The organism is Streptomyces sp. LN549 (genome assembly GCF_043203805.1).
GTDB lineage: Bacteria > Actinomycetota > Actinomycetes > Streptomycetales > Streptomycetaceae > Streptomyces.
Map to the genome: position 1 here is coordinate 4584206 of NZ_JAZHRI010000002.1, position 26311 is coordinate 4610516.

General features: G+C 69.5%; 24 protein-coding genes and 3 tRNA genes. 15 read left to right on the plus strand and 12 right to left on the minus strand.

All coding sequences use genetic code 11. The annotated features are described in order from the left end of the window. Window positions 1-276: 276 nt before the first annotated feature. The 3 genes from SH922_RS20655 (at window position 277) to SH922_RS20665 (ending at window position 4697) form a co-directional block, all read left to right on the plus strand. On the plus strand, window positions 277-2010 hold the full coding sequence (locus tag SH922_RS20655) for a hypothetical protein (RefSeq protein WP_393059388.1): 1734 nt from the start codon (window positions 277-279) through the stop codon (window positions 2008-2010). A gap of 182 nt (window positions 2011-2192) precedes the next feature. Next, window positions 2193-3656, plus strand: coding sequence for a N,N-dimethylformamidase beta subunit family domain-containing protein (locus SH922_RS20660; RefSeq protein ID WP_393059389.1), 1464 nt, complete (start codon window positions 2193-2195; stop codon window positions 3654-3656). A 126-nt stretch (window positions 3657-3782) separates the two neighbouring features. Further along, entirely contained in the window at window positions 3783-4697 is a 915-nt protein-coding gene (locus SH922_RS20665; protein WP_393059390.1) for a phosphoribosylaminoimidazolesuccinocarboxamide synthase, read from the plus strand. Window positions 4698-4756: 59 nt separating this feature from the next. On the opposite strand, the gene SH922_RS20670 is transcribed toward SH922_RS20665, so the two are convergent. From SH922_RS20670 to SH922_RS20705, 8 genes are all read right to left on the minus strand, one after another. Then, window positions 4757-4829: transfer RNA gene (locus SH922_RS20670), tRNA-Gly, on the minus strand. Between the two features lie 22 nt (window positions 4830-4851). Next, a complete protein-coding gene (locus tag SH922_RS20675) occupies window positions 4852-5463 on the minus strand; it encodes a response regulator (protein WP_393059391.1) in 612 nt (203 codons plus the stop codon). Then, window positions 5460-6749 (minus strand): sensor histidine kinase, encoded by a 1290-nt coding sequence (locus SH922_RS20680; protein ID WP_393063640.1) that lies wholly within the window; start codon window positions 6747-6749, stop codon window positions 5460-5462. The genes SH922_RS20675 and SH922_RS20680 overlap by 4 nt, the downstream gene beginning before the upstream one ends. A gap of 19 nt (window positions 6750-6768) precedes the next feature. Further along, window positions 6769-7578 (minus strand): ABC transporter permease, encoded by an 810-nt coding sequence (locus tag SH922_RS20685; RefSeq protein WP_393059392.1) that lies wholly within the window; start codon window positions 7576-7578, stop codon window positions 6769-6771. Next, the gene (locus tag SH922_RS20690) at window positions 7575-8519 is read right to left on the minus strand and encodes an ABC transporter ATP-binding protein (protein WP_393059393.1); all 945 of its coding nucleotides are present in this window, start codon (window positions 8517-8519) and stop codon (window positions 7575-7577) included. Before SH922_RS20690 ends, SH922_RS20685 begins: the two co-directional genes overlap by 4 nt. Window positions 8520-8702: 183 nt before the next feature. Next, window positions 8703-8775 (minus strand) — tRNA-Gly (locus tag SH922_RS20695). 80 nt (window positions 8776-8855) lie between these two features. Then, window positions 8856-8927 (minus strand) — tRNA-Gly (locus SH922_RS20700). Window positions 8928-9092: 165 nt separating this feature from the next. Further along, window positions 9093-9428 carry an Lsr2 family protein gene (locus tag SH922_RS20705; RefSeq protein ID WP_393059394.1) on the minus strand — a complete coding sequence of 112 codons (336 nt, stop codon included), beginning with the start codon at window positions 9426-9428 and terminating at the stop codon, window positions 9093-9095. A gap of 384 nt (window positions 9429-9812) precedes the next feature. Here SH922_RS20705 and purS point away from each other — a divergent pair, with 384 nt between their 5' ends. The 8 genes from purS to SH922_RS20745 all read left to right on the plus strand — a co-directional run bounded on the left by purS (window position 9813) and on the right by SH922_RS20745 (window position 17356). After that, window positions 9813-10073: a phosphoribosylformylglycinamidine synthase subunit PurS gene (purS, locus tag SH922_RS20710; RefSeq protein ID WP_030929711.1), complete on the plus strand. Its 261-nt coding sequence runs from the start codon at window positions 9813-9815 to the stop codon at window positions 10071-10073. After that, complete coding sequence (purQ, locus tag SH922_RS20715) at window positions 10070-10750, plus strand: phosphoribosylformylglycinamidine synthase subunit PurQ (protein ID WP_393059395.1); 681 nt, start codon at window positions 10070-10072, stop codon at window positions 10748-10750. Before purS ends, purQ begins: the two co-directional genes overlap by 4 nt. Beyond that, window positions 10747-12996, plus strand: coding sequence for a phosphoribosylformylglycinamidine synthase subunit PurL (gene purL / locus SH922_RS20720; RefSeq protein WP_393059396.1), 2250 nt, complete (start codon window positions 10747-10749; stop codon window positions 12994-12996). The genes purQ and purL overlap by 4 nt, the downstream gene beginning before the upstream one ends. A gap of 123 nt (window positions 12997-13119) precedes the next feature. Next, window positions 13120-13668: an ArsR/SmtB family transcription factor gene (locus SH922_RS20725; protein ID WP_393059397.1), complete on the plus strand. Its 549-nt coding sequence runs from the start codon at window positions 13120-13122 to the stop codon at window positions 13666-13668. A 93-nt stretch (window positions 13669-13761) separates the two neighbouring features. Beyond that, window positions 13762-14631 carry a M23 family metallopeptidase gene (locus SH922_RS20730; RefSeq protein WP_393059398.1) on the plus strand — a complete coding sequence of 290 codons (870 nt, stop codon included), beginning with the start codon at window positions 13762-13764 and terminating at the stop codon, window positions 14629-14631. Window positions 14632-14934: 303 nt separating this feature from the next. Beyond that, the gene (locus tag SH922_RS20735; RefSeq protein ID WP_393063641.1) at window positions 14935-15573 is read left to right on the plus strand and encodes a TetR/AcrR family transcriptional regulator; all 639 of its coding nucleotides are present in this window, start codon (window positions 14935-14937) and stop codon (window positions 15571-15573) included. Between the two features lie 66 nt (window positions 15574-15639). After that, on the plus strand, window positions 15640-16440 hold the full coding sequence (locus tag SH922_RS20740; protein ID WP_393059399.1) for a sterol carrier family protein: 801 nt from the start codon (window positions 15640-15642) through the stop codon (window positions 16438-16440). A gap of 37 nt (window positions 16441-16477) precedes the next feature. Next, window positions 16478-17356, plus strand: coding sequence for an META domain-containing protein (locus SH922_RS20745; protein ID WP_393059400.1), 879 nt, complete (start codon window positions 16478-16480; stop codon window positions 17354-17356). 25 nt (window positions 17357-17381) lie between these two features. Here SH922_RS20745 and SH922_RS20750 read toward each other — a convergent pair whose 3' ends face one another. Together SH922_RS20750 and SH922_RS20755 are read right to left on the minus strand one after the other, a co-directional pair. Further along, window positions 17382-18836, minus strand: a complete 1455-nt coding sequence (locus SH922_RS20750) for a sulfatase (protein WP_393059401.1) — start codon at window positions 18834-18836, stop codon at window positions 17382-17384. A 456-nt stretch (window positions 18837-19292) separates the two neighbouring features. Beyond that, window positions 19293-19385, minus strand: coding sequence for a putative leader peptide (locus tag SH922_RS20755; protein WP_362540389.1), 93 nt, complete (start codon window positions 19383-19385; stop codon window positions 19293-19295). 519 nt (window positions 19386-19904) lie between these two features. On the opposite strand from SH922_RS20755, the gene purF reads away from it, so the two are divergent. Together purF and purM are read left to right on the plus strand one after the other, a co-directional pair. After that, complete coding sequence (gene purF, locus SH922_RS20760) at window positions 19905-21431, plus strand: amidophosphoribosyltransferase (RefSeq protein ID WP_350988101.1); 1527 nt, start codon at window positions 19905-19907, stop codon at window positions 21429-21431. Between the two features lie 60 nt (window positions 21432-21491). Next, complete coding sequence (gene purM, locus SH922_RS20765; RefSeq protein ID WP_393059402.1) at window positions 21492-22565, plus strand: phosphoribosylformylglycinamidine cyclo-ligase; 1074 nt, start codon at window positions 21492-21494, stop codon at window positions 22563-22565. A gap of 182 nt (window positions 22566-22747) precedes the next feature. Here the strand turns inward: purM and SH922_RS20770 are convergent, their stop codons facing one another. Next, window positions 22748-23005: a DUF3073 domain-containing protein gene (locus SH922_RS20770; RefSeq protein ID WP_030979949.1), complete on the minus strand. Its 258-nt coding sequence runs from the start codon at window positions 23003-23005 to the stop codon at window positions 22748-22750. A gap of 379 nt (window positions 23006-23384) precedes the next feature. Continuing rightward, a complete protein-coding gene (locus SH922_RS20775; protein WP_393059403.1) occupies window positions 23385-24476 on the minus strand; it encodes a Leu/Phe/Val dehydrogenase in 1092 nt (363 codons plus the stop codon). A gap of 174 nt (window positions 24477-24650) precedes the next feature. On the opposite strand from SH922_RS20775, the gene SH922_RS20780 reads away from it, so the two are divergent. Both SH922_RS20780 and bldC read left to right on the plus strand, forming a co-directional pair. Beyond that, window positions 24651-25496 carry a hypothetical protein gene (locus tag SH922_RS20780; RefSeq protein ID WP_393059404.1) on the plus strand — a complete coding sequence of 282 codons (846 nt, stop codon included), beginning with the start codon at window positions 24651-24653 and terminating at the stop codon, window positions 25494-25496. A 512-nt stretch (window positions 25497-26008) separates the two neighbouring features. Continuing rightward, complete coding sequence (gene bldC / locus SH922_RS20785) at window positions 26009-26215, plus strand: developmental transcriptional regulator BldC (protein ID WP_003949541.1); 207 nt, start codon at window positions 26009-26011, stop codon at window positions 26213-26215. Window positions 26216-26311: the final 96 nt, after the last annotated feature.

The following is a 26311-nucleotide window of genomic DNA, read 5'->3' on the forward strand; positions in this document are numbered from 1 at the left end:
GTTCCGGGAGAGGGCTGAGCAGGTACCGGCCGAACACCGTCCCGACCACCACTGACGCGCCGCTGCCCTATGGACAGCGGCGCGTCAGCACCTTTACCCAAAGCCATTCCATCGAGTGACGGCTGAGCCATCCGGATGACGCCCGCCGAAGCCCCAACTAGGGTGCGGCGCAAGCGTTCCGGCACTTGGCCCACCGGCATTGCGATGTCAGTGACGGGTGCCACAGTGGGGGAGTGAGCAACACCGCCGTGGGGGCAGAGGGGGTGACGTCCGGCCGTGTCCGGTACCGGTACAGGTGAGGAGCTGGGTGCGCAGGCAGCGCGCGCCCGGGCTCTCGTCCTGCTGCGCATCCGCAGCAGGGCAACGGCAGTGGCACTGCTGCCGGCCGCGTTGGCCGTCGTGCTGTTCGCCGCAGGGGCGCAGGGCTTCGCCGAGGGCAGTGGCTGGGACGCGGCGCGCTGGGCCGTGACGGCCTGCGCCGTCGTCGTCCTTCTCATTGCCGCGGCCGTCGCGATCGCGGTCGTGCGGGCGAAGCCGGCGGTCAGCCCGACCGTCCCGCTCAGTGAGGAGACGGCCCCGGATCTCTACCGGCTGGTCCGTGACCTGGCGGAGCGGCTCGGAGTGCCCGCACCCTCGGCCATAGCTCTCACACCCGACTGCGACAGCTGGCTGGAGGACCGCACCCACCCGGCTGCGGACCGGGCGGCCGAGGGGGCCGCGCGCCGGGACCCGAGAGGTCCGGCGGACGGCTCGGGCCGTCATCCGGGACGCCGTCGCCGGGTGCAGGCGGCGCCCGTGCTGGTGATCGGCTCCCCGTTCCTCTGGTGGATGCGGGTCGCCGAGCTACGGGCGGTGCTCGCCCCGGTCGTAGCCGGCACCGGCCCCTCCGCCCACCCCGACATAGCCGCGGCCCGGCGGTTCGTACGCGGGCTGGACGGTGCGGTCGCCGATGCCGCAGCACCCGTTCGCGGGCCGCTGCGCAAGGTCCTGCGGTTGCCGGGCCGCTTCGTCGGCAGGATCGCCCGGCTGCTGCTGCGCAGCTGTCGTGGCCATGCCGCAGAGATGGAGCGTGGTGTCGCTGCCGCCGCGTCGACGCGCGCCCAGGCGGTCGACTACGGGCTGCGGGTCGTCGCCCAGGAACAGGTCGGTCTCGCCTACGCGGGCTGGGACCGGCTGCTCACCCGCGTCGCGCTTCCTGCCTGGCGGATGGGGCGCTGGCCCTCCCGGCTGAACGCGGGCGTCGTTTCCGCCCTCACCGAGCTCTCCCGGCGCGACCGGCTGGCCGAAGGGTTCACCACCCGGCTCGGCGAGCGCCCCGCCTGCGACCTCCTGGAGGAACCGGGAGCGGCCGACGAGGCGGCGTCCCTGCTGGCCGCACGGCTCTTCCACGGTGGCCCCGCGGAGACCGGGCCCGACTGGGCTCCGGTGGACTGGCAGCAGTATCCGGAAGAGGTAGTCGACCGGAAGTGGCGCACGGAGGCGGCCCGGCTGCACCGTGTCCTGGACACCATGGGCGTGCCCCCCGCCTCCGGCGCCGGAGGCGACAGTGCGGGCGTCGGGGTGCCCACGCTGGCGCGCGTCGTCGAGCACCTTGCCGCGGGCGGGGACGGGGGCGAGGAGCTCGCGGCCGGGATCAGCGCCGCCGTGGCCCGGGAGGAGGCGCAGGCCCCGCAGCAGGTCACCGGCGGTGCAGGGACCACGGGCGGCGACGTGCTGGACCTCTGGGGCCCCGACCCGCTGCCGCTCTTCCCGCTCCAGCCTCCCCGTACGGGGAGCGAGCTGCTCGCGGACCATGTCGCGGCGATGGTCTGCTGCGCCGCCGTCGACACGGCGGGTGCGGCGCCCGGACTGGACTGGCTCGACGGCCCGGCGCTGCTGGTCGACGGCGAACGCCGGGCCGACCTGGGCAGCCCCGTCCTCAGCCTCGTCGAGGACGGCGACGCGGGGCCGCTGCGGTCCTGGCTCGCCTCGGTCGGCGTGCGTACCGACAAGCCCGTCCGTCTCGTCTGAAACACGTCTGGACGGACGGCCGTTCACGTGGACCGGACACCTGATATCCGGAACATCAGGTTCCGTTCACGTCAATTCGCGACGAACGGTGACGGAGTGCGTGCGTTATGTGATGTGCTGGGGATCGGCGCTGACAGCTGGCGCACCTCTGTTGTTCCGGGGGCCTGAGGGAGGGATGCGTCATGGGGGCGGAGCAGATTCGCCGTTGGGAGTCAGGTGCCCTCGCGCATGCCGTCACCGACCCTTTCGGCCAGGGGCCCCTTCCCTGGCTGCGCGGCAGTGAGAACTACTTCGACGACACAGGGCAGGTCGTGCCCTGGTACGCCGACCCCACCCTGCCCCGCGGCTCCACCGGTGGGGGCACCCGCACCGCCGACGATGTCCGCCGCCAGATCAAGGGCTTCATCTCCACCGGTGCCGCGGCCCCGGGCGAGGCGATCGATTTCCACATCACCGTGGACCCGCCCCAGCAGTTCTCCGTGGACATCTACCGGATCGGTCACTACGGGGGCGACGGCGCCGCCAAGATCACCACGAGCCCGCGGCTCTCCGGGATCGTCCAGCCGGCCCCCCTCACCGCCGACCGCACGGTCTCCTGTCACCACTGGTGGCAGTCCTGGCGGCTGCAGATCCCCACGTACTGGTCGATCGGCGCGTATGTCGCCGTCCTCACCACGGTCGACGGCTACCGCTCCCACATTCCGTTCACGGTCCGCGACGACCACCCGGCCGACCTGCTGCTGGTGCTCCCGGACATCACGTGGCAGGCGTACAACCTCTACCCGGAGGACGGCCGGACCGGGGCCAGCCTCTACCACGCCTGGGACGAACGGGGCCGACTGCTGGGGGAGGAGGACGCGGCGGTCACCGTCTCCTTCGACCGCCCCTACGCGGGCGCCGGCCTTCCGCTCCACGTCGGCCACGCCTACGACTTCATCCGCTGGGCCGAGCGCTACGGCTACGACATCGCCTACGCCGACACCCGCGACCTGCACGCGGGCCGGATCGACCCGACCCGCTACCGGGGCCTGGTCTTCCCCGGCCATGACGAGTACTGGTCGGTGCCCATGCGCCGTACCGCCGAACGCGCCCGCGACAACGGCACCTCCCTCGTCTTCCTCTCGGCCAACACCATGTACTGGCAGGTCAGCCTCGCGCCGTCGCCTTCCGGCGTCCCGGACCGGCTGCTCAGCTGCCGCAAGCGCCGCGGCCCGGGCAAGCCCGCGCTCTGGCGTGAGCTCGACCGTCCCGAGCAGCAGCTGCTCGGCATCCAGTACGCGGGCCGGGTCCCCGACCCCCACCCCCTGGTCGTGCGGAACGCGGAGCACTGGCTCTGGGACGCGACCGATGCCGTCGAGGGTGACGAGATCGACGGCCTGGTCGCGGGTGAGGCCGACCGCTACTTCCCGCGCACCACGCTCCCCGAGCACGACAACCGCATCCTGCTCGCGCACTCCCCGTACCAGGACAGCGACGGCGTGACCCGTCACCAGGAGACGTCCCTGTACCGGGCCCCGTCGGGTGCGCTCGTCTTCGCCTCCGGCACCTTCGCCTGGTCCCCGGCCCTGGACCGCCCCGGCCATGTGGACCCACGCATCCAGCGGGCCACCGCCAATCTCCTCGACCGCATCTGCAAGCGCGCCTGAGGTCCCGATGCCCCCGGGGCCCGCTCCCGGCAACGCATCCGCACCCCTCCGCACCCCTCCGCAGCCGTCCGCCCCCGGATACGGGACAATCGGAACAGCTCCTGGATCAACCTACGCGGAGGCAGCGTGTCCGGATTTGTAGAAAAGCCCGAGCCCGTGCAGGTACCGGGGCTCACCCACCTGCACACGGGCAAGGTGCGCGACCTGTACCGGAACGAGGCGGGTGACCTCGTCATGGTCGCCAGTGACCGGATGTCCGCGTACGACTGGGTCCTGCCCACCGAGATCCCGGACAAGGGCCGCGTCCTGACCCGGCTCTCGCTGTGGTGGTTCGACCAGCTCGCGGATCTCGTACCGAACCACGTCCTTTCCACGGAGCTGCCCGCCGGCGCACCAGCGGACTGGGCCGGCCGTACGACGATCTGCAAGTCGCTGCGAATGGTCCCGGTCGAGTGCGTCGCCCGCGGCTACCTGACCGGCTCCGGCCTGGTCGAGTACAACGCGTCCCGTACCGTCTGCGGCCTCGCCCTTCCTGAGGGCCTCGTCGACGGCTCCGAGCTGCCGGCGCCGATCTTCACCCCCGCCACCAAGGCGGCCGTCGGCGATCACGACGAGAACGTGAGCTACGAGGAAGTGGCCCGCCAGGTCGGTGCCGAGACCGCCGCACAGCTGCGCCGCACGACCCTGGACGTATACAGCCGGGCCCGTGACATCGCACGCGAGCGCGGGATCATCCTCGCGGACACGAAGTTCGAGTTCGGCTTCGCGCCCACTGCCGACGGCGGTGAGGAACTGATCATCGCGGACGAGGTGCTCACCCCGGACTCCTCCCGCTTCTGGCCGGCCGCCGCCTGGGAGCCGGGCCGCGCCCAGCCGTCGTACGACAAGCAGTTCGTGCGCGACTGGCTGACCTCACCGGCATCCGGCTGGGACCGCAAGAGCGAGCAGCCGCCGCCGGCGCTGCCCCAGGAGATCGTGGACGCGACCCGCGCCAAGTACCTGGAGGCGTACGAACTCCTCACCGGAACGCCCTGGAGCTAGGGCCTCTCGGCGCACGAAGAAGCCCCCGGCCGAAAGGCCGGGGGCTTCTTGCTGAACCGAGCGGACGACCAGGTTCGAACTGGCGACCTCAACCTTGGCAAGGTTGCGCTCTACCAACTGAGCTACGTCCGCAAGCGCCGAAGCGCGAGAACTACTATACCCATCCCCGCTCGCGTGCGAGACGCACTGCGGCATGACGGTTCTCCGCCCCGAGCTTCGCAGCCGCCGCCGAGAGGTAGTTGCGCACCGTCCCCTGCGACAGGGACGCCCGCTCCGCGATCTCGGAGACCGGCGCCCCGTCGGCCGCCAATTCCAGCACCTCGGCCTCGCGCACGGTCAGTGGCGAATCCCCGGCGGCAATGGCGTCGGCCGCCAACTCCGGGTCCACATAGCGGTTTCCGGCATGCACGGTGCGGATGATCCCGGCCAGCTGGCGGGCGCTGACGGTCTTCGGTACGAACGCCCGCACGCCCGCCGCGAGAGCTCGCTTGAGATGCCCCGGGAGGCCATGACTCGTCACGATCATGGTTCGGCAGCCCGGGAGTTCGGACCGTATCGATGTGGCGACGCTCACACCGTCTGCCCCTGGCATCTCCAGATCCAGCACCGCCACATCGGGGTGGTGCGCTCGGGCCATGGCGAGTGCCTCGGGGCCGGTCGCGGCCTCCGCGACCACCACCAGGTCGTCCTCCAGTGCGAGCAGGGCGGCGAGTGCGCCCCGGATCAGGTGCTCGTCATCGGCGAGCAGCACCCGTACCGCGGTCATCGTCGTTCCTCCAGAAGGGCCGTACGCGATACGTCACTGGCCGCCGCATACGGGGCGCCAGCGGATTCTGTGCGGGCCAGCGGGATCCGCGCGCTCAGCCGGAACAGGCCGTCCTCTGCCGGGCCTGCGTCCAGCGCCCCGTCGAGTGCGCCGAGCCGTTCGCGCAGCCCGGCCAGCCCGGAGCCGCTTTCCCCGGTCGCGGCCGCGGGCGCCCCGTCGTTCTCCACGTTCAGCAGCACCGCATCCGCCGAGACGTCGAGCCGGACCGTGCACCGGCGCGGATCGCCGTGCCGCAGCACATTGGTCGCGGCCTCGCGCACCACCCAGCCGAGCGCAGACTGGACGGGCGCCGGCAACCCCGCACCGTCGTCGCCGGTCACCGCGCATTCGATGCCGGCTGCCCGCAACACCCCTTGGGCCCCGGCCAGTTCCGTACTCAGATCGGCCTTCCGGTAGCCCCGTACGACCTCACGTACCTCCTGCTGCGAAGCACGGGCTATCCGCTGCACCTCGACCATCTGGTCCACTGCTTCGGGCCTGCCGCGCTGTGCGAGCTCCACCGCCAGTTCGCTCTTCAGCGCGATCACCGCGAGGTTGCGGCCCAGTACGTCGTGCATGTCCCGCCCGAACCGCAGCCGCTCCTCGGCGACGGCGAGACGGGCCTGTATGTCCCGGGCCTCCTCTGCCTGCCACATCACGCTCAGGCTCCAGGCGCTGGGGCGTACCGAAATCAGGACCAGCACACAGCCGAAGAGCGTGGTCGGCACGACGCCGGCCAGGATTCCGCCCCGCACGCCTGCCGCGGCAAGGGCGCCGGTGGTCAGCGCGGTGAGGAGCAGCGATTCGATCACGAACGTGCGGACGGGGACCAGGAGCACTCGTGTGATCACGAACGCCATCGGTGTGTTCAGGCTCATGAGGAGCAGCCCGGAGCCGCCGACCCCGTCCACCCCGGCCAGCGTCGCCAGCAGCACTACTCCGAGCAGCAACAGGGTCAGGGGAGCGAGCATCCGACGCGTGGGGAACACGGAGGCGCCGAGGTAGTGCTCGTACGACGGACGTACGTTGCGGTTGCTCAGCAGGCACTGCGTCAGGCACACCAGAAGCAGCGCTGCGCCCAGCGCCAGCGGGAGCGGCTCATGGCGGATGTCTTCCTTGAAGGGTGCCAGTTGCCACGACAGGGTGAAGAGCCAGGGGATCGAGGAGATGGTGAACCGCGAATACAGGTCGATCCGCTCGAGCTTGCCGCGCTCCTGCCAGTTGCGGCGCCAGTTCGGTACGCGCATCAACACGGCACAGCCTCCCTCACCGTCGCGGATCCCAGCGGAACCACCGCTGCACAGCAAACACCGCGAGCGCCGTCCAGACCAGTCCGGTCAGTGCCGCTCCGAGCAGGTCAGCGCCTTCGGGGACGCCCAGCCAGCCCGACCGCACGAGTGTCATCACTCCGGTCAGCGGAAGGAACTCGCAGGCTGACGCGAGCGGGTCGGGGAAGATCTCCAGGGGGATGAAGAGCCCCGAGCCCATCATCGAGACGAGGAACAGTGGCAACGTGGTGAGCTGCGCCGTCTGCACGGTGCGCGTCACTATGGAGGTGGCTGCGGCCAGCACCGTCAACAGCACCACGGCCAACAGCAGTCCAGCGAGGAGCAGGTCGGGCCGTCGCGGTGCGGAGAGGCCGAAGAAGACCGTACCGGTCACGACGATCAGCGCGGACTGTGTCAGGGCCAGGGCGGCCGACGGCAGTGCGGTTCCGGTCAGGATCTCGCCGTCGCCTATCTCGCCGGTACGCAGCCGCTTCAGGACCAGGTCCTCGCGCCGCGCCACGTAGGCGGCGACCATGTTCATGTAGATGGCCTGGATGAGCACCGTTCCGATGCCGCCGGTGAGTGCTGCTCCGGCGACGGTCAGTCCGGTCCCGCCGAGGTCCACCTGCTCGAACGTCGACTTCATCGCCATGATCATGGCCGAGGGCACCAGCAGCGCGACGACGACGGCCGTCCTGTTGCGGGCGAGCAGGGTCATTTCGGCTCGTCCGAGAGCCATCAGGCGTCCTCGGGCCGTTGTCCTGGTCCGGGCCGCCGGAGCGGGCGCAGTGGTTGTTGCGGTCGTCATGACACGGTCACCTCTTCGGTCTGGGCCGCGGACTTGGCGATATCGAGGAATGCCTCTTCGAGGGAGGCAGACCGGGCATCGAGCCCGGTCAGGGAAACATCAGACTCCGCTGCCCAACGCAGCAATTCGGTGAGCGACTCCTGGAGCCGGTGGGTACGGATCTCGATCCGGTGGCCCTCGGCCGCGGCGCACAGGCTCAGCGGCAGCTGCCCCGCCGCGACTCCCTCGGGCAGCTCGAACCGGATCCGGGCCGGGCGGGCGGCCGTCACCTCGGCGGTGGTGCCCGTGGACACGATCCGGCCCCGGTGCATGATCGCCAGCCGGTCGGCCAGGGCCTCGGCCTCTTCCAGGTAGTGCGTGGTCAGCAGGACGGTGATGCCGTCCTGCTTGAGCCCTCGCACCAGCTCCCAGGTGTCGCGTCGCCCCTCGGCGTCGAGGCCGGTGGTCGGTTCGTCGAGGAAGAGCACCTCGGGACGGCCGAGCAGGGCCAGCGCGAGGTCCAGCCGTCGCCGCTCACCGCCGGAGAGCTGCTTGACCCGGACCGAGGCCCGGTGGCCGAGCCCCACCAGATCCAGTGCCTCGCCGGTCGGCCGGGCACCACTGGTGCAGCCCGCCCACATCCGCACGGTCTCGGCCGCGGTCAGGTCGGACGGAAAGCCGCCCTCCTGAAGCATCACGCCGATGCGCGGCCGGACGGCGGCACGATCGGCGTGCGGGTCGTGACCGAGAACCCGTATCGCGCCGCCGTCCGGCCGCGCCAGGCCCTCAAGGAGCTCGACGGTGGACGTCTTTCCGGCACCGTTGGTCCCGAGCAGGGCGAACAGCTCGCCGCGTGCCACGGAGAAGGAGATGCCGGCCACGGCCTCGAAGCCGCCCGCGTAGCTGCGCCGGACGTCGTCTACCTCGATCACACAGTCACGGGGAATCTCGTCGCTGGTCATGGACACAAGGCTCCCGTCCGGACGGGACCAGGAGCAGTGCGAGCTGTCATCGCTGCCCATGACAAACGTCATGCGTCACGGCTCATGACAAGGGGCATAGATGAAGGGGGCAGGAGGTGGATATGGCCAGGAATGGAATACGACGAAGGCCCCGGTCGAAATCGACCGGGGCCTTCGATCAAGAGCGGACGACCAGGTTCGAACTGGCGACCTCAACCTTGGCAAGGTTGCGCTCTACCAACTGAGCTACGTCCGCATTGCAGCCACTCGGCTCTCACCGGTGGAGCGAGCACTACTCTACCCGATCCACCGGAGTGGTTGAGAAGAGTGATGCAGAGCGGGTGACAGGAATTGCACACTGCGCCTTCCCCCTGGAAGGGGGATGTTCTACTACTGAACTACACCCGCACGCTGCGCGAGGTTTGGCTTTGCGGCCTGGCCCCTCGGCGTGCTCCAGACTCTAGCCGACCTGCGGGGGTGTCGCGCAAGTCGGCTCCGGCGTGGCGTCGCCCGGGTGGCCGGTGACGGGCAGTCCGGTGCCCGCCGGCCGACCGGCCGTCACCGCGCGTCCGCTCAACTCGCTTCCTGGAACGCCTCGTAGACCTTCTTGGGGATCCGGCCCCGGGCCGGTACCTCCATCCGGTGCGAGCGGGCCCAGGCGCGGACAGCCGCAGGATCGGGCGCGAGCGAGGTGTGCCGGTACGAGATGGGCACCTTGCCGTGCTTGCCTGCGTTTGTCTGCTTGCGGCCGGCCGCCACGTACGGCGCCAGGGACTTGCGCAGTTTCTTTGCATTGGACGGATTGAGGTCGATCTCGTACGACTTCCCGTCCAGGGCGAAGGTGACCGTTTCCGTCGCTGCTCCCCCGTCGATGTCGTCGGAGAGCGTGACCACTACGCGCTGAGCCACGGATATCGGTCCTTTCCTACGGCATCCGCGCCTGACATGCGTGGATGCCGGCCTTCCGGCTGTGAGCGCGGATGCGGGCCGACCGGTGTCGGCCGTTTAGGGGCAATGTTGCTTTCCCCGGTAATCATTTGTACAGCGGCGAGCACCGCATTGTGAAGCCCGCCCAATTACCTGCGCGTGTCAACCGGCTTTGTGTGCTGCTGGTGAGGATTTTTTTCGCAGGATTTTCCGCGCCTGTTGTCACGGTCGATATCTCGGCGTGATCTGCGCCGCTCGATATCTACCCGCGTAGAATTTCTGGCCAGGTACGCTGAGTGGACCCGCGGGGGTCTGGGGAACCCCCCGGAGAAACAGCCGCACCACACCACCACACCGGGAGTGCCAGTGGCACGCGTCGTAGTCGACGTCATGCTCAAGCCCGAGATCCTCGACCCGCAGGGACAGGCTGTGCAGCGTGCGCTGCCCCGTCTCGGCTTCGAGGGAATCGCGGACGTACGTCAGGGAAAGCGTTTCGAGCTGGAGGTCGAGGGGCCGGTCGATGACGCCGCCCTCACCCGTATTCACGAGATGGCCGAGACGTTCCTCGCCAACACCGTGATCGAGGACTTCACCGTGAAGGTGGAGAAGGCCGAGGAGTCGAAGTGACTGCTCGTATCGGAGTCGTCACCTTTCCGGGCACGCTCGACGACCAGGACAGCCTCCGGGCCGTACGGGTCGCCGGCGCCGAACCCGTATCGCTGTGGCACCGCGACAAGGACCTGCACCAGGTCGACGCGGTCATCCTGGCGGGCGGCTTCTCCTACGGCGACTATCTGCGGGCCGGAGCCATCTCCCGCTTCTCGCCGGTCATGGAGACGGTGATCGAGCAGGCGAAGGCGGGCATGCCGGTTCTCGGCATCTGCAACGGCTTCCAGATCCTGACCGAGGCGCATCTGCTGCCCGGCGCGATGCTGCGCAACAACCACCTGCACTTCATCTGCCGCGACCAGAAGCTCCGCGTCGAGAACGCGGAGACGTCCTGGACCTCGGACTACTCCGCGGGCCAGGAAATCTCCGTGCCGCTCAAGAACATGGACGGCCGCTACACCGCCGACGAGCGCACGCTCGACGAGCTGGAGGCCGAGGGGCGCGTCGCGTTCCGCTACGTGGACGTCAACCCCAACGGCTCGCTGCGCGACATCGCCGGCATCACCAACGCCGCGGGCAACGTCGTCGGCCTGATGCCGCACCCGGAGCACGCCGTGGAGCCGCTGATCGGGACCGGTCGTACCGACGGTCTCGGTTTCTTCACCTCGATCATCAAGAAGCTGGTCAACGCATGAGCCTGGACACGGTCAAGCACGCGGCCGAAACCCCGGACGTGGAGCAGCCCTGGAAGGAGCTCGGCCTCAAGGAGGACGAGTACGCCAGGGTCCGCGAGATCCTGGGCCGCCGCCCCACCGGCGCCGAGCTCGCCATGTACTCCGTGATGTGGTCCGAGCACTGCTCGTACAAGAGCAGCAAGGTCCACCTCAAGCAGTTCGGCGAGAAGGTCCCGGAGAACGACGCGATGCTCGTCGGCATCGGCGAGAACGCCGGTGTGGTCGACGTCGGTCAGGGTTACGCGGTCACCTTCAAGGTCGAGTCGCACAACCACCCCTCGTACATCGAGCCCTACCAGGGCGCGGCCACCGGCGTCGGCGGCATCGTCCGCGACATCCTCGCGATGGGTGCCCGCCCGGTCGCGGTCGTCGACCCGCTGCGCTTCGGTGCGGCCGACCACCCCGACACCAAGCGCGTCCTGCCGGGCGTCGTCGCGGGAATCGGCGGCTACGGCAACTGCCTGGGTCTGCCGAACATCGGCGGCGAGGTCGTCTTCGACGCCTGCTACCAGGGCAACCCGCTCGTCAACGCCGGCTGCATCGGCGTGATGAAGCACGAGGACATCCACCTCGCCCAGGCCTCCGGGCCCGGCAACAAGGTCATCCTGTACGGCGCCCGCACCGGCGGCGACGGCATCGGCGGCGTCTCGGTGCTGGCCTCGGAGACCTTCGAGTCGACCGGCCCGGCCAAGCGCCCGGCCGTCCAGGTCGGCGACCCGTTCCAGGAGAAGCTCCTGATCGAGTGCACCCTGGAGATCTTCAAGGAGAAGCTCGTCGCGGGCATCCAGGACCTCGGCGGCGCCGGGCTCTCCTGTGCCACTTCCGAGCTGGCCTCCGCGGGCTCCGGCGGTATGCGCGTCGAGCTGGACACCGTGCCGCTGCGCGACTCCTCCCTCTCGCCCGAGGAAATCCTCATGAGCGAGTCGCAGGAGCGCATGTGCGCGATCGTCGAGCCGCAGCACGTGGACCGCTTCCTGGAGATCTGCGAGAAGTGGGACGTCATCGCCACCGTCATCGGTGAGGTGACCGAGGGCTCCCAGCTGGAGATCTTCTGGCACGGTGAGCAGATCGTGGACGTGCCGCCGCGGTCCGTCGCCCACGAGGGCCCGACCTACCACCGCCCGTTCGCCCGTCCGTCCTGGCAGGACGCGCTGCAGGCCGACGACGCCGGCAAGCTGGCCCGCCCGGCGAACGGCGCCGAGTTGCGCGAGCAGGTTCTGCGGCTCGTCTCTTCGCCGAACCAGGCGTCGAAGTCCTGGATCACGGACCAGTACGACCGGTTCGTCCAGGGCAACACCGTGCTCGCGATGCCCGAGGACGCCGGCATGGTCCGCATCGACGAGGAGTCCAACCTCGGCGTGGCCATGGCGACCGACGGCAACGGCCGGTACGCGAAGCTCGACCCGTACACCGGTGCGCAGCTCGCGCTGGCGGAGTCGTACCGCAACGTCGCCGCATCCGGCGCGAAGCCGCTTGCCATCTCGGACTGCCTGAACTTCGGTTCGCCCGAGGACCCGGACGTCATGTGGCAGTTCGCCGAGGCCACCCGTGGCCTGGCGGACGGCTGCCTGGAGCTGGGCACCCCGGTCACCGGCGGCAACGTGTCCCTGTACAACCAGACCGGTGACACGGCGATCCACCCGACGCCGGTCGTGGCCGTGCTCGGTGTGATCGACGACGTCACGCGGCGTACGCCGGTCGCCTTCAAGGAAGAGGGCCAGCTCCTCTACCTGCTGGGTGACACGCACGAGGAGTTCGGCGGCTCGGCCTGGTCCGAGGTCGTCCACAACCACCTCGGCGGTATGCCGCCCAAGGTCGACCTGGGCCGCGAGAAGCTGCTCGGCGAGATTCTGATCTCGGCGTCCCGCGACGGCATGATCGACGCGGCGCACGACCTCTCCGACGGCGGCCTGATCCAGGCGGTCACCGAGTCCTGCCTGCGAGGCGGCAAGGGTGCCCGGCTGGTCGTGCCGGACGGTCTGGACGCCTTCACGTTCCTCTTCTCCGAGTCGGCGGGACGCGCGATCGTCTCGATCCCGCGCAGCGAGGAGCTCCGTTTCAACGACATGTGCGGGGCGCGGGGGCTGCCCGTGACCCGTATCGGTGTCGTGGACGGCGAGGAGATCGAAATCCAGGGCGAGTTCAGCATTCCGCTGGACGAGCTGCGTACGGCACACGAGGGGACGATCCCCGCGCTGCTCGCGTAACTCGACGGATACGTCCGTCACCCTTCGCACAAGCCCCCGCCCGGTCCGACCGGGCGGGGGCTTCTGCGTGCCGGTTTGGCGTTAGCTCTTGACGGGAATTACGTAATTACGTAATCCTTGGGTATGGAACTTGAGGAGCGGGTCTCGGAGCTGGAGCGGCGGCTCGAGGAGCTCGTGGGCGACGGCCGGCCGGATGCACCGCGCCCGACGGGGGCCGATTTCTGGGCTCTGGAGGGGCTGAAGCAGCAGCTCTCGGGGGCTGGAGCAACAGACGGAGGGGTGCTGTACACGGGCGCGGTGCGGCTGCCGACGGGTGAGCGGTACGAGTGGCAGTACGGCGCGTTGACTGAGCAGCTCCTCGGCAACGGAGCCCTTGGCGAGGCGGACGGTCATGACGGGGAGGCGGGCGCCGACTGGTCGGATACCGCCGAGTCGTTTGCCGCGCTCGGTCACCCGGTGCGGCTGCGACTGCTGCGGGAGATCCTCGGTGGCCGACGTACGGCCGCGGAGCTCGCGGCGCTCGACGAGACCGGGACGACAGGGCAGATCTACCACCATCTGCGTCTGCTGACCGGCGCGGGCTGGCTGCACACGAAGGGGCGGGGGAGGTACGAGGTTCCAGGCGCCCGGGTGGTGCCGCTGCTGGTGGTCCTCACGGCGGCGAGGCTCTGAGGCGGACACGCGAAGAATTCGGCAACCGACGACGAGGCCGGCGACCGCGCCGACGACGAAACCGGCGACCAGACCGACAGCCAGGGGGAAGTCATGTCTGTCCGTAAGTCCGTCATAGTGCTCTACCGGCTCTGCTGGGTCACCTTCTTGGCGATGGTCATCAGCTTCTCCGTCCATGCTTCGTTCCCGTACTGGCTGACCTGGGTGCCCGCGGCCGCCGCGTTCGCGCTGGTCCTGGCGGCCGGGCGCAAGGCTCGCGCGGCAGCGGCTGCCCCGCGGCCCGCGGTGGAGGTCGGGGCGCCGGTGTCCGGGCGGTGGACCGCGCTGAACAGCCCGGCGGACAAGGTGCCCAGCCACGGGGTGCACGCATACGGGCAGACGTATGCGATCGACATCGTGGCCGAGCCCGAGTCCGAGGGGGAGGGCCGCTCTTCCCGCCCGGCGTTCCGCCGTCTCTGGCCCGTCGCCCGGCGCAACCACCACTTCCCGGCCTTCGGGGCTCCGCTCCTCGCGGTGGCTGACGGCACGGTGGTGCACGCCTCGCACGGCCGGCGTGACCACCTCAGCCGCAACTCCATACCCGCCTTGATCTACCTGATGCTGATCGAGGGGTCCGTGCGGGGAGTGCTCGGTCCGGGCAGCGTTGTCGGAAACCATCTCGTGCTGGATCTGGGCGACGGCACGTATGCCATGTACGCCCATGTGCGACGCGGCTCGCTCCGGGTGCGCGCGGGGGAGGCGGTCCGGGCGGGACAGATACTCGCCGAGTGCGGCAACTCGGGGAATTCCACCGAACCGCACGTGCATTTCCAGCTGATGGACGATCCGGACCTGGGCGTGGCGATCGGAATTCCCTTCACCTGGCACGGTATCGGCGTGCCCGGCAACGGCGAGACGTTCATGGCCGGGGGAACGTCGGACGTGCGTCTCGTTCCGGAATCGGGCGCGGCTCAGGTCTTATGAGTGCGGGGGCCCAGGTGGTCGGGTGGCCAGGGCCGGGGCGGTCAGGGGCAGGGCCAAGGCGGGTCACGGGAACGGCGCAGCCGGAGCCCATGTCGGTCGAGGCGGCGAAGACGCCGACGGTCAGCCGGTGATCAGTGGGGAGGACCAGGTGTGGTCGGGGCCAGCTTCTATCATCGCTTCAGTTGTGGCAGGGCCTCCTCGGGAACGGCATGGTGACGCCGTAGCGGGCGGCACTCTCGAGTGAATATACTGAGTTAAATTTTCATCCAAGGCTAACTTTCATCCTGGTACAGTGATGGCATGCTGACCGAGGGGATGGGCCTGCGCGAGCGCAAGAAGATCCAGACGCGACGCCGACTGCTGGACGAGGCCATGCGGCTCTTCGGCGAGCGTGGGTTCGACCAGGTCTCGGTCGCGGAGATCGCGGAAGCGGCCGACGTGTCGAAGATGACCGTCTTCAACTACTTCGACAGCAAGGAAGATCTGGTTCTCGCTCCCATGGAGCGGCACATCGGCGATGTAGCCCGGGTGGTGCGGGACCGGGCCCCCGGTGAGTCGGTGGTGGCAGGCGTGCGGCGCCAGTTCCTGGCTGCAGTCGAGAGCCGCGATCCTGCGGTTGGGGTGAGCGATTCACCGGTGGTCCTCGGGCTCCTCCAGCTCATCCAACAGACGCCGGCTCTGCTCACCCGCGCCTATGCCTTCCTCGTCCGCACCGACGAGTTGCTCATCGAGGTCCTGGTCGAAGAGGGCGAGGAGCCGGCCGTCGCACGCATCGTGGCCGCTCAGCTGATCGGCACCCGTAACGCACTGATCACCGAGAACCAGCGGCGGCTGCTGGCCGGCGAATCGGCCGACGTGGTTGCAGCGGACGCCGCAGTGCTCGCCGAGCGAGGTTTCGACTTGCTCGAGAAGGGCCTGAGCGGCTTCGCGACCCGTGCCTGACCCGCACCTGCCGGGATCGGGGCCCGTCTCCGTCTTTGCCGGGGATGACGCCTTAGGCTCCCCTCCATGCCTCCGTCCCAGAAGCGCGCCCGCCGCTACGATCCGGTCAGGACCCGCGCCGCGGTCATGGCGCAGTTCGCACATGTCCGGGCCGCCGTAAGCACTCTGACGCTCCAGCAAATGGATGGGCCGAGCGGACTCGGTGCGTGGACGGTGCGTGAGCTCGCCGTCCACCTGACCATGGCGCTCTCGCACGTCAGCAGGAACCTGGAGCTCCCCGAACCGGCCCTTGCCAAGCCCGAGGTGACCTTGCTGGAGTGGCCGTTCTCCACGGCCGGGCGGGCCGGGCGGATCGCCGACGACACCGTGGCGCTCGCCGCCGCACACCCCGATGTGGACACCCTGTACGGAGAGGTGGCCGACCGCTTCGAGGCGCTGGTGCCGGGCGCTCCCGAGGACCGCCTGGTGGCCACTCGGGTCGGTGCCATGCGGCTCGGGGACTTCCTGGTCACCCGCACCGTGGAGCTCGTCGTCCACACGTACGACCTCAACGAGGCGACCGGAATCGGCGTCCCGTACGACCGTCAGGCGCTCGCCGCCTGCACCCGGTTGCTTGCTGACGCGCTGGCGGAGAAGGCGCCGGGGGGCTCGGTGGAGGTACGGGTCCCGCCCTTCGCGGTCGTCCAATGTGTCCAGGGCCCCCGGCACACGCGCGGCACGCCGCCCAACGTGGTCGAGACCGACCCGCTCACCTGGATCAGGCTCGCCAGCGGGCGTACCTCATGGGCACGGGAACTCGATGCGGCCAAGGTCAGCGCCAGTGGTGAACGGGCGGACCTTGCCGCACTGCTGCCGCTGATGGGGTGACGGGAACCGGAACGCCGGTGCGGACCGTCCCATGGCCATGCACCGTCAACGCCTGGCTGCCAGCGCCCTCGCCCTCGCGGCCCTCGTCGCCCTTGCCGCTTGCGGCACGGTGACGGGCTCCGGTTCCGCCGACAGCGACGGGCGGGGCACCAGCACCGGCACCGTATGGAGCGGCCCACCCCTCACCGGCACCCGCTGGGGAGTCGAATCGGTGACCGTCGGCGGGCAGCGGTCCGCCGCCCCAGCCGGTGCCCATGTCGAGATCGACGCCAAGGGTCGGGCAAGCGGGAACCACGGCTGCAACCGGTTCACCGCCGAGGTCCGGCTCGACGGCGACACACTCACCGTCGAGCCGGGCACGACCACCGAGATGGGCTGCGAGCAGGGCATCCACCGGTTCGAGGCCCTGCTGTCGCGCGCCTTCAGCGGCAAGCTCACCGCTGCTGCCACGGACAGCAACCTCACCCTCACCACAGTGAACGGTGACACCATCACCCTCACCGCGCGGCCCCCGGCCCCGCTCACGGGAACCCGCTGGCGGATCACCACCCTGGTCTCCGGCTCGATCGCCTCCTCCTTGCCCGCAGGTACGGAGAACAGGGCCCGCATCACGTTCGGCAAGGACGGCACTGTCCACGGCACCCTCGGCTGCAACAGCTTCCGCGGTACCGCGGACGTCTCCGGTTCCACCATCGTCTTCGGCCCGCTCGTCACCACCCGCAGGATGTGCCCGGACCCCGAGATGCGGCTGGAGCGCGCGCTGCTCGCCGTGCTCGACGGGAAACGGACGGCCTACGGAATAGCCCACCGCACGCTGTCCCTCACCACGCAGGACGGCAAGGGAATCGCGGCCTCTGCCCCGGAGGCCCCGGAGGCCCCGGCGGCCCTGAGGGAGGAAGAACAGCGGGAGCGGTAGGAGAGGCAGGAGAAGCAGGAGGGAATCAGGAGGCCTTCGGATACGGCAGCAGGCCGGCGTCCGTCCGTTCCCAGGCCGCCCGCAGTTCGGCCAGAAGCTCCGGTTCGGCGGCGGCCCGGTTGGCCTGCTCCCGCTGGTCGTGCGCCAGGTTGAAGAGCTGATCCGCCCCGCCCTTGCCCCGGTAGTACTTCCATTCGCCGCGACGCAGCGCACGTTCCCCGCGCACCCGCCAGAACAGGTCCCGTTCCTTCGGCTGCTCGCCACGCAGCAGGTACCCGGCCAGGCTGACGCCGTCCAGCGGGTATGCCGGATCGGGCCGGGCGCCACCGAGCTCCAGCAGCGTCGCCGTCCAGTCGGGCGAGAACAACGGCAGACCGCTCACCTGGTGCGGATCGATCCTGGCCGGCCAGCGCAGCACGGCCGGGACCCGGATGCCGCCCTCCTGGAGGGAGCTCTTGTTGCCGGAGAGCGGCCACTGGTACGAGAAGCGCTCACCGCCGTTGTCGCTGGCGAAGAAGACAAGGGTGTCCTCCTCCTGCCCGGAGCGCTTCAGCGCCTTCAGCACCTCGCCGACCGAGCGGTCCAGGTCCTCGACCATCTCCTTGTACTTGGCGACCGAGCCCCCGTCGGCGTGGAACAGTCCGCCGAGCCCGCCGTCCTTGATCTTCCGGACGATCTCGGCGCTCTCGGCCGTGTCGCCCTCCGCTATCCAGGGCCAGTGGGGGGTGGTGAAGTTGAGGTTCAACAGCCACGGCTTGTCGTGGTCGCGCTGTACGTACTCGCTCGCCCGCTCGGTGAGGATGCGGGTGTAGTACCGCAGGTCCTTGTACTCGGCATCGCCCTCGTAGAGGTCGTACTCGCCGCCGAGACCGAGCTTCGAGTAGTACTCCAGAGCCCCGCCGAAGTTGCCGAAGAACTCGTCCCAGCCCGACTTGGTGGGGCTGTAGTCCGGCAGATAGCCGCAGTGCCACTTGCCGATCAGTGCCGTCGCGTACCCGGCACCGCGCAGCAGCGAGGCGAGGGTCGGATGAGTGGGTTCGAGACCGACCGAGCGGTCCGCGATGGGTTCGGCGAGGCCGCCCTTCGTACGCCCGGGGTAGCGGCCGGTGTACAGGCTGAACCGGGTCGGCGAGCAGGTGGCGGACCCGGCGTAGGCGTCGGTGAACCGCACGCCCTGCCGGCCGAGCCGGTCCAGGTTCGGGGTGTGGATGTCCGGCGAACCGTAGGAGGAGAGGTCGGCCCAGCCGAGGTCGTCCCCGAGGATGAAGAGGATGTTGGGCCGCCGGGAGTGCCGTCCCCGGGCGGCCCGGAAGAGTTGCTCGTGCGCTGCCGATTCCGCCGGGGCGGCAGCGGCGGGCGCGGCCGGCAGCCCTACCGCAGCGGTGGCGGCCGTGGCGCCGACAGCGGCCCCGAAGGCGCGCCGCGTCAGCGGATTGCTGGAACGACTGTTCGAATTTGAAGCCGGTGTGACTGCTGACATGACTGCTCCAGGGCGGGGATCGGCCGTGCAGGGCGACGGAAGTGACGAGACCCGTCCTGCCTGTCGGCAGTGGGGAAGGGTGCGGACGCGGATGCGGATGAGAAGGCGCACGGAACCGGATACGGGCCCCGGCCCCGGACGCGGAGGCGTACGGAGCCGGATACCGGACCCGGGCGCTCACTGGGCCGGACCCGTACGGGCCGGCCGGACAGCTACGGACGTACAAGAGGCGCAGGGCGCACCTGGCGCGAGGAGGCCGCACCGCCCCTGAGGTCCGGCCGTCGGACGACGAGTCCGGGCGTCGGACGACGGGATCGGGTGTCGGACGGCCGAACCGGGTGCCGAACGACGAAACCGGACGGCCGAGGACGGAGCCTGGCAGCCTCAGAGGCGTCCGGGGCGGCCGGAAAAGGGGGGTGCGGGGAGAAAGCGGAACCCTCGCGTACGCCGAAGAAATCAGGCGCGGCGACAGATGGCGCTCGAGACACGTCCCAGATCGACGTGACGGCGCTCCACGAGCGTGACCGTGTGATCACCGAGGGGCTGCATGGGGCAGGAGCCTGCCAACGAGTCATGCGCCTGTCAACGCCGGTCTCGCACTCCGGACGGCGGCTTGCCATCGACACGCGACTTCGCCCGGCGTCCAGTAGCGACCCCGCCAGGGTTCCGCCTTGCGGCACAAGAGGTTCGGCCGGACGCCACAAGAGCTTCAGCCAGGCGTCACAAGAGGTCGCATACCGGTCCTCCTGGCGCCCACCCGGTGTGAGGCTCACCACGAAACGAGCGTTCGGCCACCCCGTGCGAGGCCGCGAGGAGCCCCCTCACGGAGCGCCATGAACCGGCCCGGCCGCCCTGTCCTTCCGTGGCTGGAACCCGTCGGTAACCAGCCGGTCATCCGGGCGACGACTGCCCCGAGGCGGCTACGGCCGCTCGTTCGGCACCGAGCGGTGTTCACTCCGCGTCACCCCGCCATACGCCTGCGGAGAGGGGTGCGGGGGCGCTTCTTCCGCAGTCCGGCGGGGCATCCCCAATTCGGACCAGTGGTCGATCTCGCCTACACTCGGTGGTGTGCCTCGTGGTGATGGACGACTCAACCACGACCTGCTCCCCGGAGAGAAAGGCCCCCAGGACGCTTGCGGCGTCTTCGGTGTCTGGGCTCCGGGCGAAGAGGTCGCCAAGCTCACCTATTTCGGACTGTATGCCCTGCAGCACCGTGGACAGGAGTCCGCGGGCATCGCAGTGAGCAACGGGTCCCAGATCCTGGTCTTCAAGGACATGGGACTGGTCTCGCAAGTCTTCGACGAAACATCTCTGGGATCGCTCCAGGGCCATATCGCGGTCGGTCATGCCCGCTACTCCACCACCGGTGCCTCGGTGTGGGAGAACGCGCAGCCGACGTTCCGTGCGACCGCGCACGGCTCGATCGCCCTGGGTCACAACGGCAATCTGGTCAACACGGCCCAGCTCGCCGAGATGGTCGCCGACCTTCCGCGCAAGGACGGTCGCGCCACCCAGGTCGCCGCGACCAACGACACCGATCTGGTGACCGCGCTGCTCGCCGGCCAGACCGACGCGGACGGCAAGCCGCTCACCATCGAGGAGGCGGCCACCAAGGTGCTTCCCGAGGTGAGGGGCGCCTTCTCCCTCGTCTTCATGGATGAGCACACCCTCTACGCGGCCCGTGACCCGCAGGGCATCCGCCCGCTGGTCCTCGGCCGGCTGGAGCGCGGCTGGGTGGTGGCCTCCGAGTCCGCCGCCCTCGACATCTGCGGCGCCAGCTTCGTCCGCGAGATCGAGCCGGGCGAACTCGTCGCCATCGACGAGAACGGCCTGCGCACCTCCCGCTTCGCAGAAGCGAAGCCCAAGGGCTGCGTTTTCGAGTACGTCTACCTGGCCCGCCCCGACACCGACATCGCCGGGCGCAACGTCTACCTCTCCCGGGTGGAGATGGGCCGCAGGCTGGCGGCAGAGGCCCCGGTCGAGGCCGATCTGGTCATAGCGACACCGGAATCCGGCACTCCCGCCGCGATCGGTTACGCGGAGGCCAGCGGCATCCCGTTCGGCGCCGGACTGGTGAAGAACGCCTACGTCGGCCGTACCTTCATCCAGCCGTCCCAGACCATCCGGCAGCTGGGCATCCGCCTCAAGCTGAACCCGCTCAAGGAAGTCATCAAGGGCAAGCGACTGGTGGTCGTCGACGACTCGATCGTCCGCGGCAACACCCAGCGCGCACTCGTCCGGATGCTCCGCGAGGCCGGTGCCGCCGAGATCCACATCCGGATCTCGTCCCCGCCGGTGAAGTGGCCCTGCTTCTTCGGTATCGACTTCGCCACCCGCGCCGAGCTGATCGCCAACGGCATGTCCGTCGACGAGATCGCCACGTCGATGGGGGCCGACTCGCTCTCGTACATCTCGATCGACGCGATGATCGAGGCGACGACGATCGACAAGCCGAATCTGTGCCGCGCCTGCTTCGACGGCGAGTACCCGATGGAGCTTCCGGACCCGGAGCTGCTCGGCAAGCAGCTGCTGGAGACCGAGCTGGCGGCAGGCCCTGCGGCGACCGCAGCGGCCGACGCGCTGCGCCGTCCGTGATCCGGACCGTTCGGCAGCCTTCCCACCAGCCCCGTATTTCCACACGAAAGATCCCAGGCAATGTCTGAGACAACAGGTGCTTCCTACGCGGCAGCGGGCGTCGACATCGAGGCCGGCGACCGCGCCGTAGAGCTGATGAAGGAGTGGGTGAAGAAGACGCAGCGCCCCGAGGTCGCAGGACTTGGCGGCCTCGGCGGCTTCGCCGGACTCTTCGACGCCTCGGCACTCAAGCGCTACGAGCGTCCGCTGCTCGCCTCCGCCACGGACGGCGTCGGCACGAAGGTCGACCTCGCCCGCCAGATGGGCGTGTACGACACCATCGGCCACGACCTCGTCGGCATGGTCGTGGACGACCTCGTCGTCTGCGGTGCCGAGCCGCTCTTCATGACCGACTACATCTGTGTCGGCAAGGTGCATCCCGAGCGTGTCGCGGCCATCGTGAAGGGCATCGCCGAAGGCTGTGTGCTGGCAGGCTGCGCCCTGGTCGGCGGCGAGACCGCCGAACACCCCGGCCTGCTCGGCGCGGACGACTTCGATGTCGCCGGTGCCGGCACGGGCGTGGTCGAGGCCGACCGGCTGCTGGGCCCGGACCGTATTCGCAAGGGTGACGCCGTCATCGCGATGGCGTCGTCCGGTCTTCACTCCAACGGGTACTCGCTCGTCCGCCACGTCGTCTTCGACCGGGCCGGCTGGACGCTGGACCGCCAGGTCGAGGAGTTCGGCCGGACACTCGGCGAGGAGCTCCTGGAGCCCACCAGGATCTACTCCCTGGACTGCCTGGCGCTGACCCGTACGACCGAGGTGCACGGCTTCAGCCACGTCACCGGCGGCGGTCTCGCCAACAACCTGGCCCGGGTCATCCCGGACTCCCTGCACGCGACGGTGGACCGCTCCACCTGGACGCCCGGCGCGGTCTTCGACCTCGTGGGCAAGGCCGGTCAGGTCGAGCAGCTGGAGCTGGAGAAGACGCTCAACATGGGCGTCGGCATGATCGCGATCGTCCCTGCCGAATCGGTGGACGCCGCACTGACGACCCTGGCCGACCGCGGGGTCGACTCCTGGGTGGCCGGCGAGATCACGGACCGGGGCGCGCACACGACGGGCGCGGAGCTCGTGGGCACGTACGCGCGCTGAGCCCGGGAGCGGTCCGGCGGACGCGCTCACCCAGGCGGCCGGCGAGCTGCGGGAAATCGAACGGAATGCCGGGCGGGCCGAAAGGTCCGTCCGGCGGCCGGACGCCGCATCGGCTCCGGACCGGGACAGCACAGAACCCGGTCCGGGACAGGCCCGGACCGGGTTGATGTGTCAGCGCGAGGTCAAGCGCCGCGGCGCTGTGACGACGGACCGGACTGGTCGTCCTCATCCTCGTCATCGTCGTCGTTGTACAGATCCGCGTACTGTGCGTACGGGTCATCTTCCTCGTCGTCGTCCTCGAACGGCTCTGCGTTCGGTGGCTGACTCGAAGGCGATGCGCCCAGCTCATTGGCCAGACGCGACAGGTCGGTCCCGCCGCTGCTGTACTTCAGCTGGCGGGCGACCTTTGTCTGCTTGGCCTTTGCCCGGCCGCGCCCCATGGCTCGACCCCCTCGGTGACGGGGCTCGACGGCCCCAGAGTCTTGACACGCGTTCATGTTTCAGAACGGACTCTCGGCAGAGAGACCGTGCCTGTAGTGCTTTAACGGTACCTGCTTCCGCGGCCATACGGTACGCCGCCCGCATCACGTGCCCCGGAAGAGGACCCGCGAGGAGCGTGTCCTCGCTGGTCAACTGCGATTTTAACCTCTTATTGGCGTGCGACCCGCCGACCGGAGTGAGTCTTGTCTCGCCGGTCGGCGGGTCGGCAGGCCGCACGCCGGTATGACGCCCCGCAGGGCCACCGGCGCACTCGGCTACGGCTGCCGGGGCGTTCGGCCGGGCAGCCGTAGCACTCGGGTACGGCCACGGGCGGCGCGCTCAGCGACGGCGGGCTTCGGCCATCCGGTGCTCGGCGATCCGGTCGGCGGCGGCGGCCGGCGGAATGCCGTCATCCTTCGCACGCGCAAAGATAGCCAGCGTCGTATCGAAGATCTTCGACGCCTTCGCCTTGCACCGGTCGAAGTCGAAGCCGTGCAGCTCGTCCGCGACCTGGATGACACCGCCCGCGTTCACCACGTAGTCGGGTGCGTACAGGATCGAGCGGTCCGCCAGGTCCTTCTCGACGCCCGGGTGCGCGAGCTGGTTGTTGGCCGCGCCGCACACCACCGAGGCGGTGAGCACCGGAACGGTGTCGTCGTTCAGGGCGCCGCCGAGCGCGCACGGCGCGTAGATGTCCAGACCCTCGGTACGGATCAGCGCCTCGGTGTCGGCCGCGACGGCGACCTCGGGGTGCTTCTCGGTGATCCGGCGCACGGACTCGGCCCGCACATCCGTGATCACGACCTCGGCGCCGTCCGACAGCAGGTGCTCGACGAGGTGGTGGCCCACCTTGCCGACACCCGCGACCCCCACTTTCCGGCCACGCAGCGTCGGGTCGCCCCAGAGGTGCTGGGCCGAGGCCCGCATGCCCTGGAAGACGCCGAACGCGGTGAGCACGGAGGAATCGCCGGCGCCGCCGTTCTCGGGGGAGCGGCCGGTGGTCCACCGGCACTCGCGCGCCACGACGTCCATGTCAACGACGTACGTGCCGACATCGCAGGCCGTCACGTAGCGCCCGCCGAGCGAAGCCACGAAGCGGCCGTAGGCCAGCAGGAGTTCGTCGGTCTTGATCTGCTCGGGGTCACCGATGATGACCGCCTTGCCGCCGCCGTGGTCGAGACCGGCCATGGCGTTCTTGTACGACATGCCGCGTGCCAGGTTCAGCGCGTCCGCGACGGCTTCGGCCTCGGTGGCGTACGGGTAGAAACGGGTACCGCCCAGGGCAGGGCCCAGAGCGGTGGAGTGGATGGCGATGACGGCCTTGAGGCCGGTGGCAAGGTCCTGGCAGAGCACGACTTGTTCGTGTCCCCCCTGATCCGAATGGAACAGGGTGTGCAGTACATCGACAGGCGCGCCGGTCACATCGGTCACTGTGGTGACTCCCAAGTACGAAGCGGCGGAGGACCCTCCTGACGGTGGGGAGGGCCCGAACAGACCGGCACGCCCGGTCCGTCCGGGCAAGAGCGTAATTCCTCGAAGCACGCAGATCTGTTCCAGTGCTGAGGATCACCCCCTACAGGAGTACGGGCGTGACACGATCGCTGCATGTCGGTGGTGTCTTCAGTGCTCGTCCCTTACGCGTCCTACCTCCGGGTGTACGAGCCACTGGCGGCCTTCCCGGAGGCCGAGCGTGCCCACTGGGCCCGCTATGCGGGCCGCGGGCAGATTCCCACGGCCCAGGACGAACTGCGTCGTTCCCTGGCCGACTTGGCGGCGACCCCGCCGGTCGGCGTGCCGGCACACGAGAGCGCCGACGCGTTCGTCGCCGAGGTGGACGGCGTGGTGTGCGTCTGCCCGTGGCGGACCCGGCTGCGCGGGTGGCTGGCGCTGGACGGGCTGGCGGACATGTTCCCCGGTGCGGTCCTCGACGCGGTGCTGCCGCCGGTGGTGCGCGGGCAGGCAGTGGCCGACCACGAGCGGTGGGCGGAGCGCAATCCGGATGCCCGGCCGTGGATCAGGACGGCGGTCTGGCAGGTCCCGGTGCGCTGGTTCGTCCTGTTCTCGGACGAGGAGCGCGAGTACCGGGAAGCGGGAGAGGGCGGCGAGCCACCCCTGCTGCGGTACCGGACGCCGATGGTCCAGGCGCGGCGCAGGCTGGCCCGGGGGCTGAAGACGCTGCGGGAGTCCATGGACGACGGTCCGCTGACCGAGGGGCTGGTGGACGTCGGGCGGTGGCTGGAGGAGTTCCATCCGCGCGCTCTCGTGGAGCTGGACTACGGCGGGCTGGTGCACGCCCTGCCGGCGGAGCAGCTCGCCGGCGACCGGAGTGCCGCAGATGTGGCGGAGGGCATCGCGGCGCTGGGTGCCGGGGACGCCGAGGGGGCGAGCGAGGCGTATGCCCGTCTTGCGGAGCGCTGGAGGGCCGTGAGAGACCGCCAGTTCGCGAACTGATGATCCATGAACCTGTGACCCGTGTGACACGTGAGGGTGAAGAGGCGGAACCGTACCCCAGTGGTCGTGGGACCTACGTCCCGAACCGGGCCTTTGCCTCAAGCGTGATGGATAGCACTTACGGGGCTCTTGCGTCCTTCCCTACTCCTCGTGCCAAAATAGGACAAGGAGTCCGGGGAGGACTCCATCCGTCCAAGTAAGGGCGGAATGCTCAGCATTGCACTCTATGGGGGGTCTGATGACTCCTGATCGCTCTGTGACTGATCGTCACGGTGGTGTGACTGTCCGCTATGGCATGGTCCATCGGCTTCCGTCGCTGATGAACACCTGGGAGGGCAATTCCATCGGTTTGGCCGACGTGGCTGGACGGATGGTGTAGTTGTAGTGCCGAGGACAAGCCGTTCGTCCTATAACCGACTCGGCCCGCGTCCGCCATTTCGGGCAACGCGGGTCAAGGTGCAGAATTTAGAGGAAAGAACCGAGATGGTTCGGTTCTCCCGAGGAGGCCGCTCATGACCGCTCGCACCCCTGATGCCGAGCCGCTGCTGACCCCGGCTGAGGTTGCCACGATGTTCCGCGTGGACCCGAAGACGGTTACCCGTTGGGCCAAGGCAGGCAAGCTCACGTCCATCCGCACGCTCGGTGGACATCGCCGGTACCGCGAGGCAGAGGTCCGCGCACTGCTTGCGGGTATTCCGCAGCAGCGCAGCGAGGCCTGACATACCCCTGTCGCCGCGTCACAACTGGGCTTTTGGGTCCCCCAACCCGCATAGCCCACCCATAGCTCCATATGACGGGCGCCCGCCCCAACGGGC

Excerpts from the sequence above, each read along its gene's own strand:
- SH922_RS20755 (WP_362540389.1), bottom strand. The coding sequence starts at position 19,385 with ATGCAGCCCCTCGGTGATCACACGGTCACGCTCGTGGAGCGCCGTCAC.
- SH922_RS20690 (WP_393059393.1), bottom strand. The coding sequence starts at position 8,519 with ATGACCAGCGACGAGATTCCCCGTGACTGTGTGATCGAGGTAGACGAC.
- SH922_RS20745 (WP_393059400.1), top strand. The coding sequence starts at position 16,478 with ATGCACCGTCAACGCCTGGCTGCCAGCGCCCTCGCCCTCGCGGCCCTC.
- purM (WP_393059402.1), top strand. The coding sequence starts at position 21,492 with ATGTCTGAGACAACAGGTGCTTCCTACGCGGCAGCGGGCGTCGACATC.
- SH922_RS20750 (WP_393059401.1), bottom strand. The coding sequence starts at position 18,836 with ATGTCAGCAGTCACACCGGCTTCAAATTCGAACAGTCGTTCCAGCAAT.
- SH922_RS20675 (WP_393059391.1), bottom strand. The coding sequence starts at position 5,463 with ATGACCGCGGTACGGGTGCTGCTCGCCGATGACGAGCACCTGATCCGG.
- SH922_RS20685 (WP_393059392.1), bottom strand. The coding sequence starts at position 7,578 with ATGACGACCGCAACAACCACTGCGCCCGCTCCGGCGGCCCGGACCAGG.
- SH922_RS20730 (WP_393059398.1), top strand. The coding sequence starts at position 13,762 with ATGTCTGTCCGTAAGTCCGTCATAGTGCTCTACCGGCTCTGCTGGGTC.
- SH922_RS20725 (WP_393059397.1), top strand. The coding sequence starts at position 13,120 with ATGGAACTTGAGGAGCGGGTCTCGGAGCTGGAGCGGCGGCTCGAGGAG.
- SH922_RS20770 (WP_030979949.1), bottom strand. The coding sequence starts at position 23,005 with ATGGGGCGCGGCCGGGCAAAGGCCAAGCAGACAAAGGTCGCCCGCCAG.
- purL (WP_393059396.1), top strand. The coding sequence starts at position 10,747 with ATGAGCCTGGACACGGTCAAGCACGCGGCCGAAACCCCGGACGTGGAG.
- SH922_RS20660 (WP_393059389.1), top strand. The coding sequence starts at position 2,193 with ATGGGGGCGGAGCAGATTCGCCGTTGGGAGTCAGGTGCCCTCGCGCAT.
- SH922_RS20780 (WP_393059404.1), top strand. The coding sequence starts at position 24,651 with ATGTCGGTGGTGTCTTCAGTGCTCGTCCCTTACGCGTCCTACCTCCGG.
- SH922_RS20680 (WP_393063640.1), bottom strand. The coding sequence starts at position 6,749 with ATGCGCGTACCGAACTGGCGCCGCAACTGGCAGGAGCGCGGCAAGCTC.
- SH922_RS20740 (WP_393059399.1), top strand. The coding sequence starts at position 15,640 with ATGCCTCCGTCCCAGAAGCGCGCCCGCCGCTACGATCCGGTCAGGACC.
- bldC (WP_003949541.1), top strand. The coding sequence starts at position 26,009 with ATGACCGCTCGCACCCCTGATGCCGAGCCGCTGCTGACCCCGGCTGAG.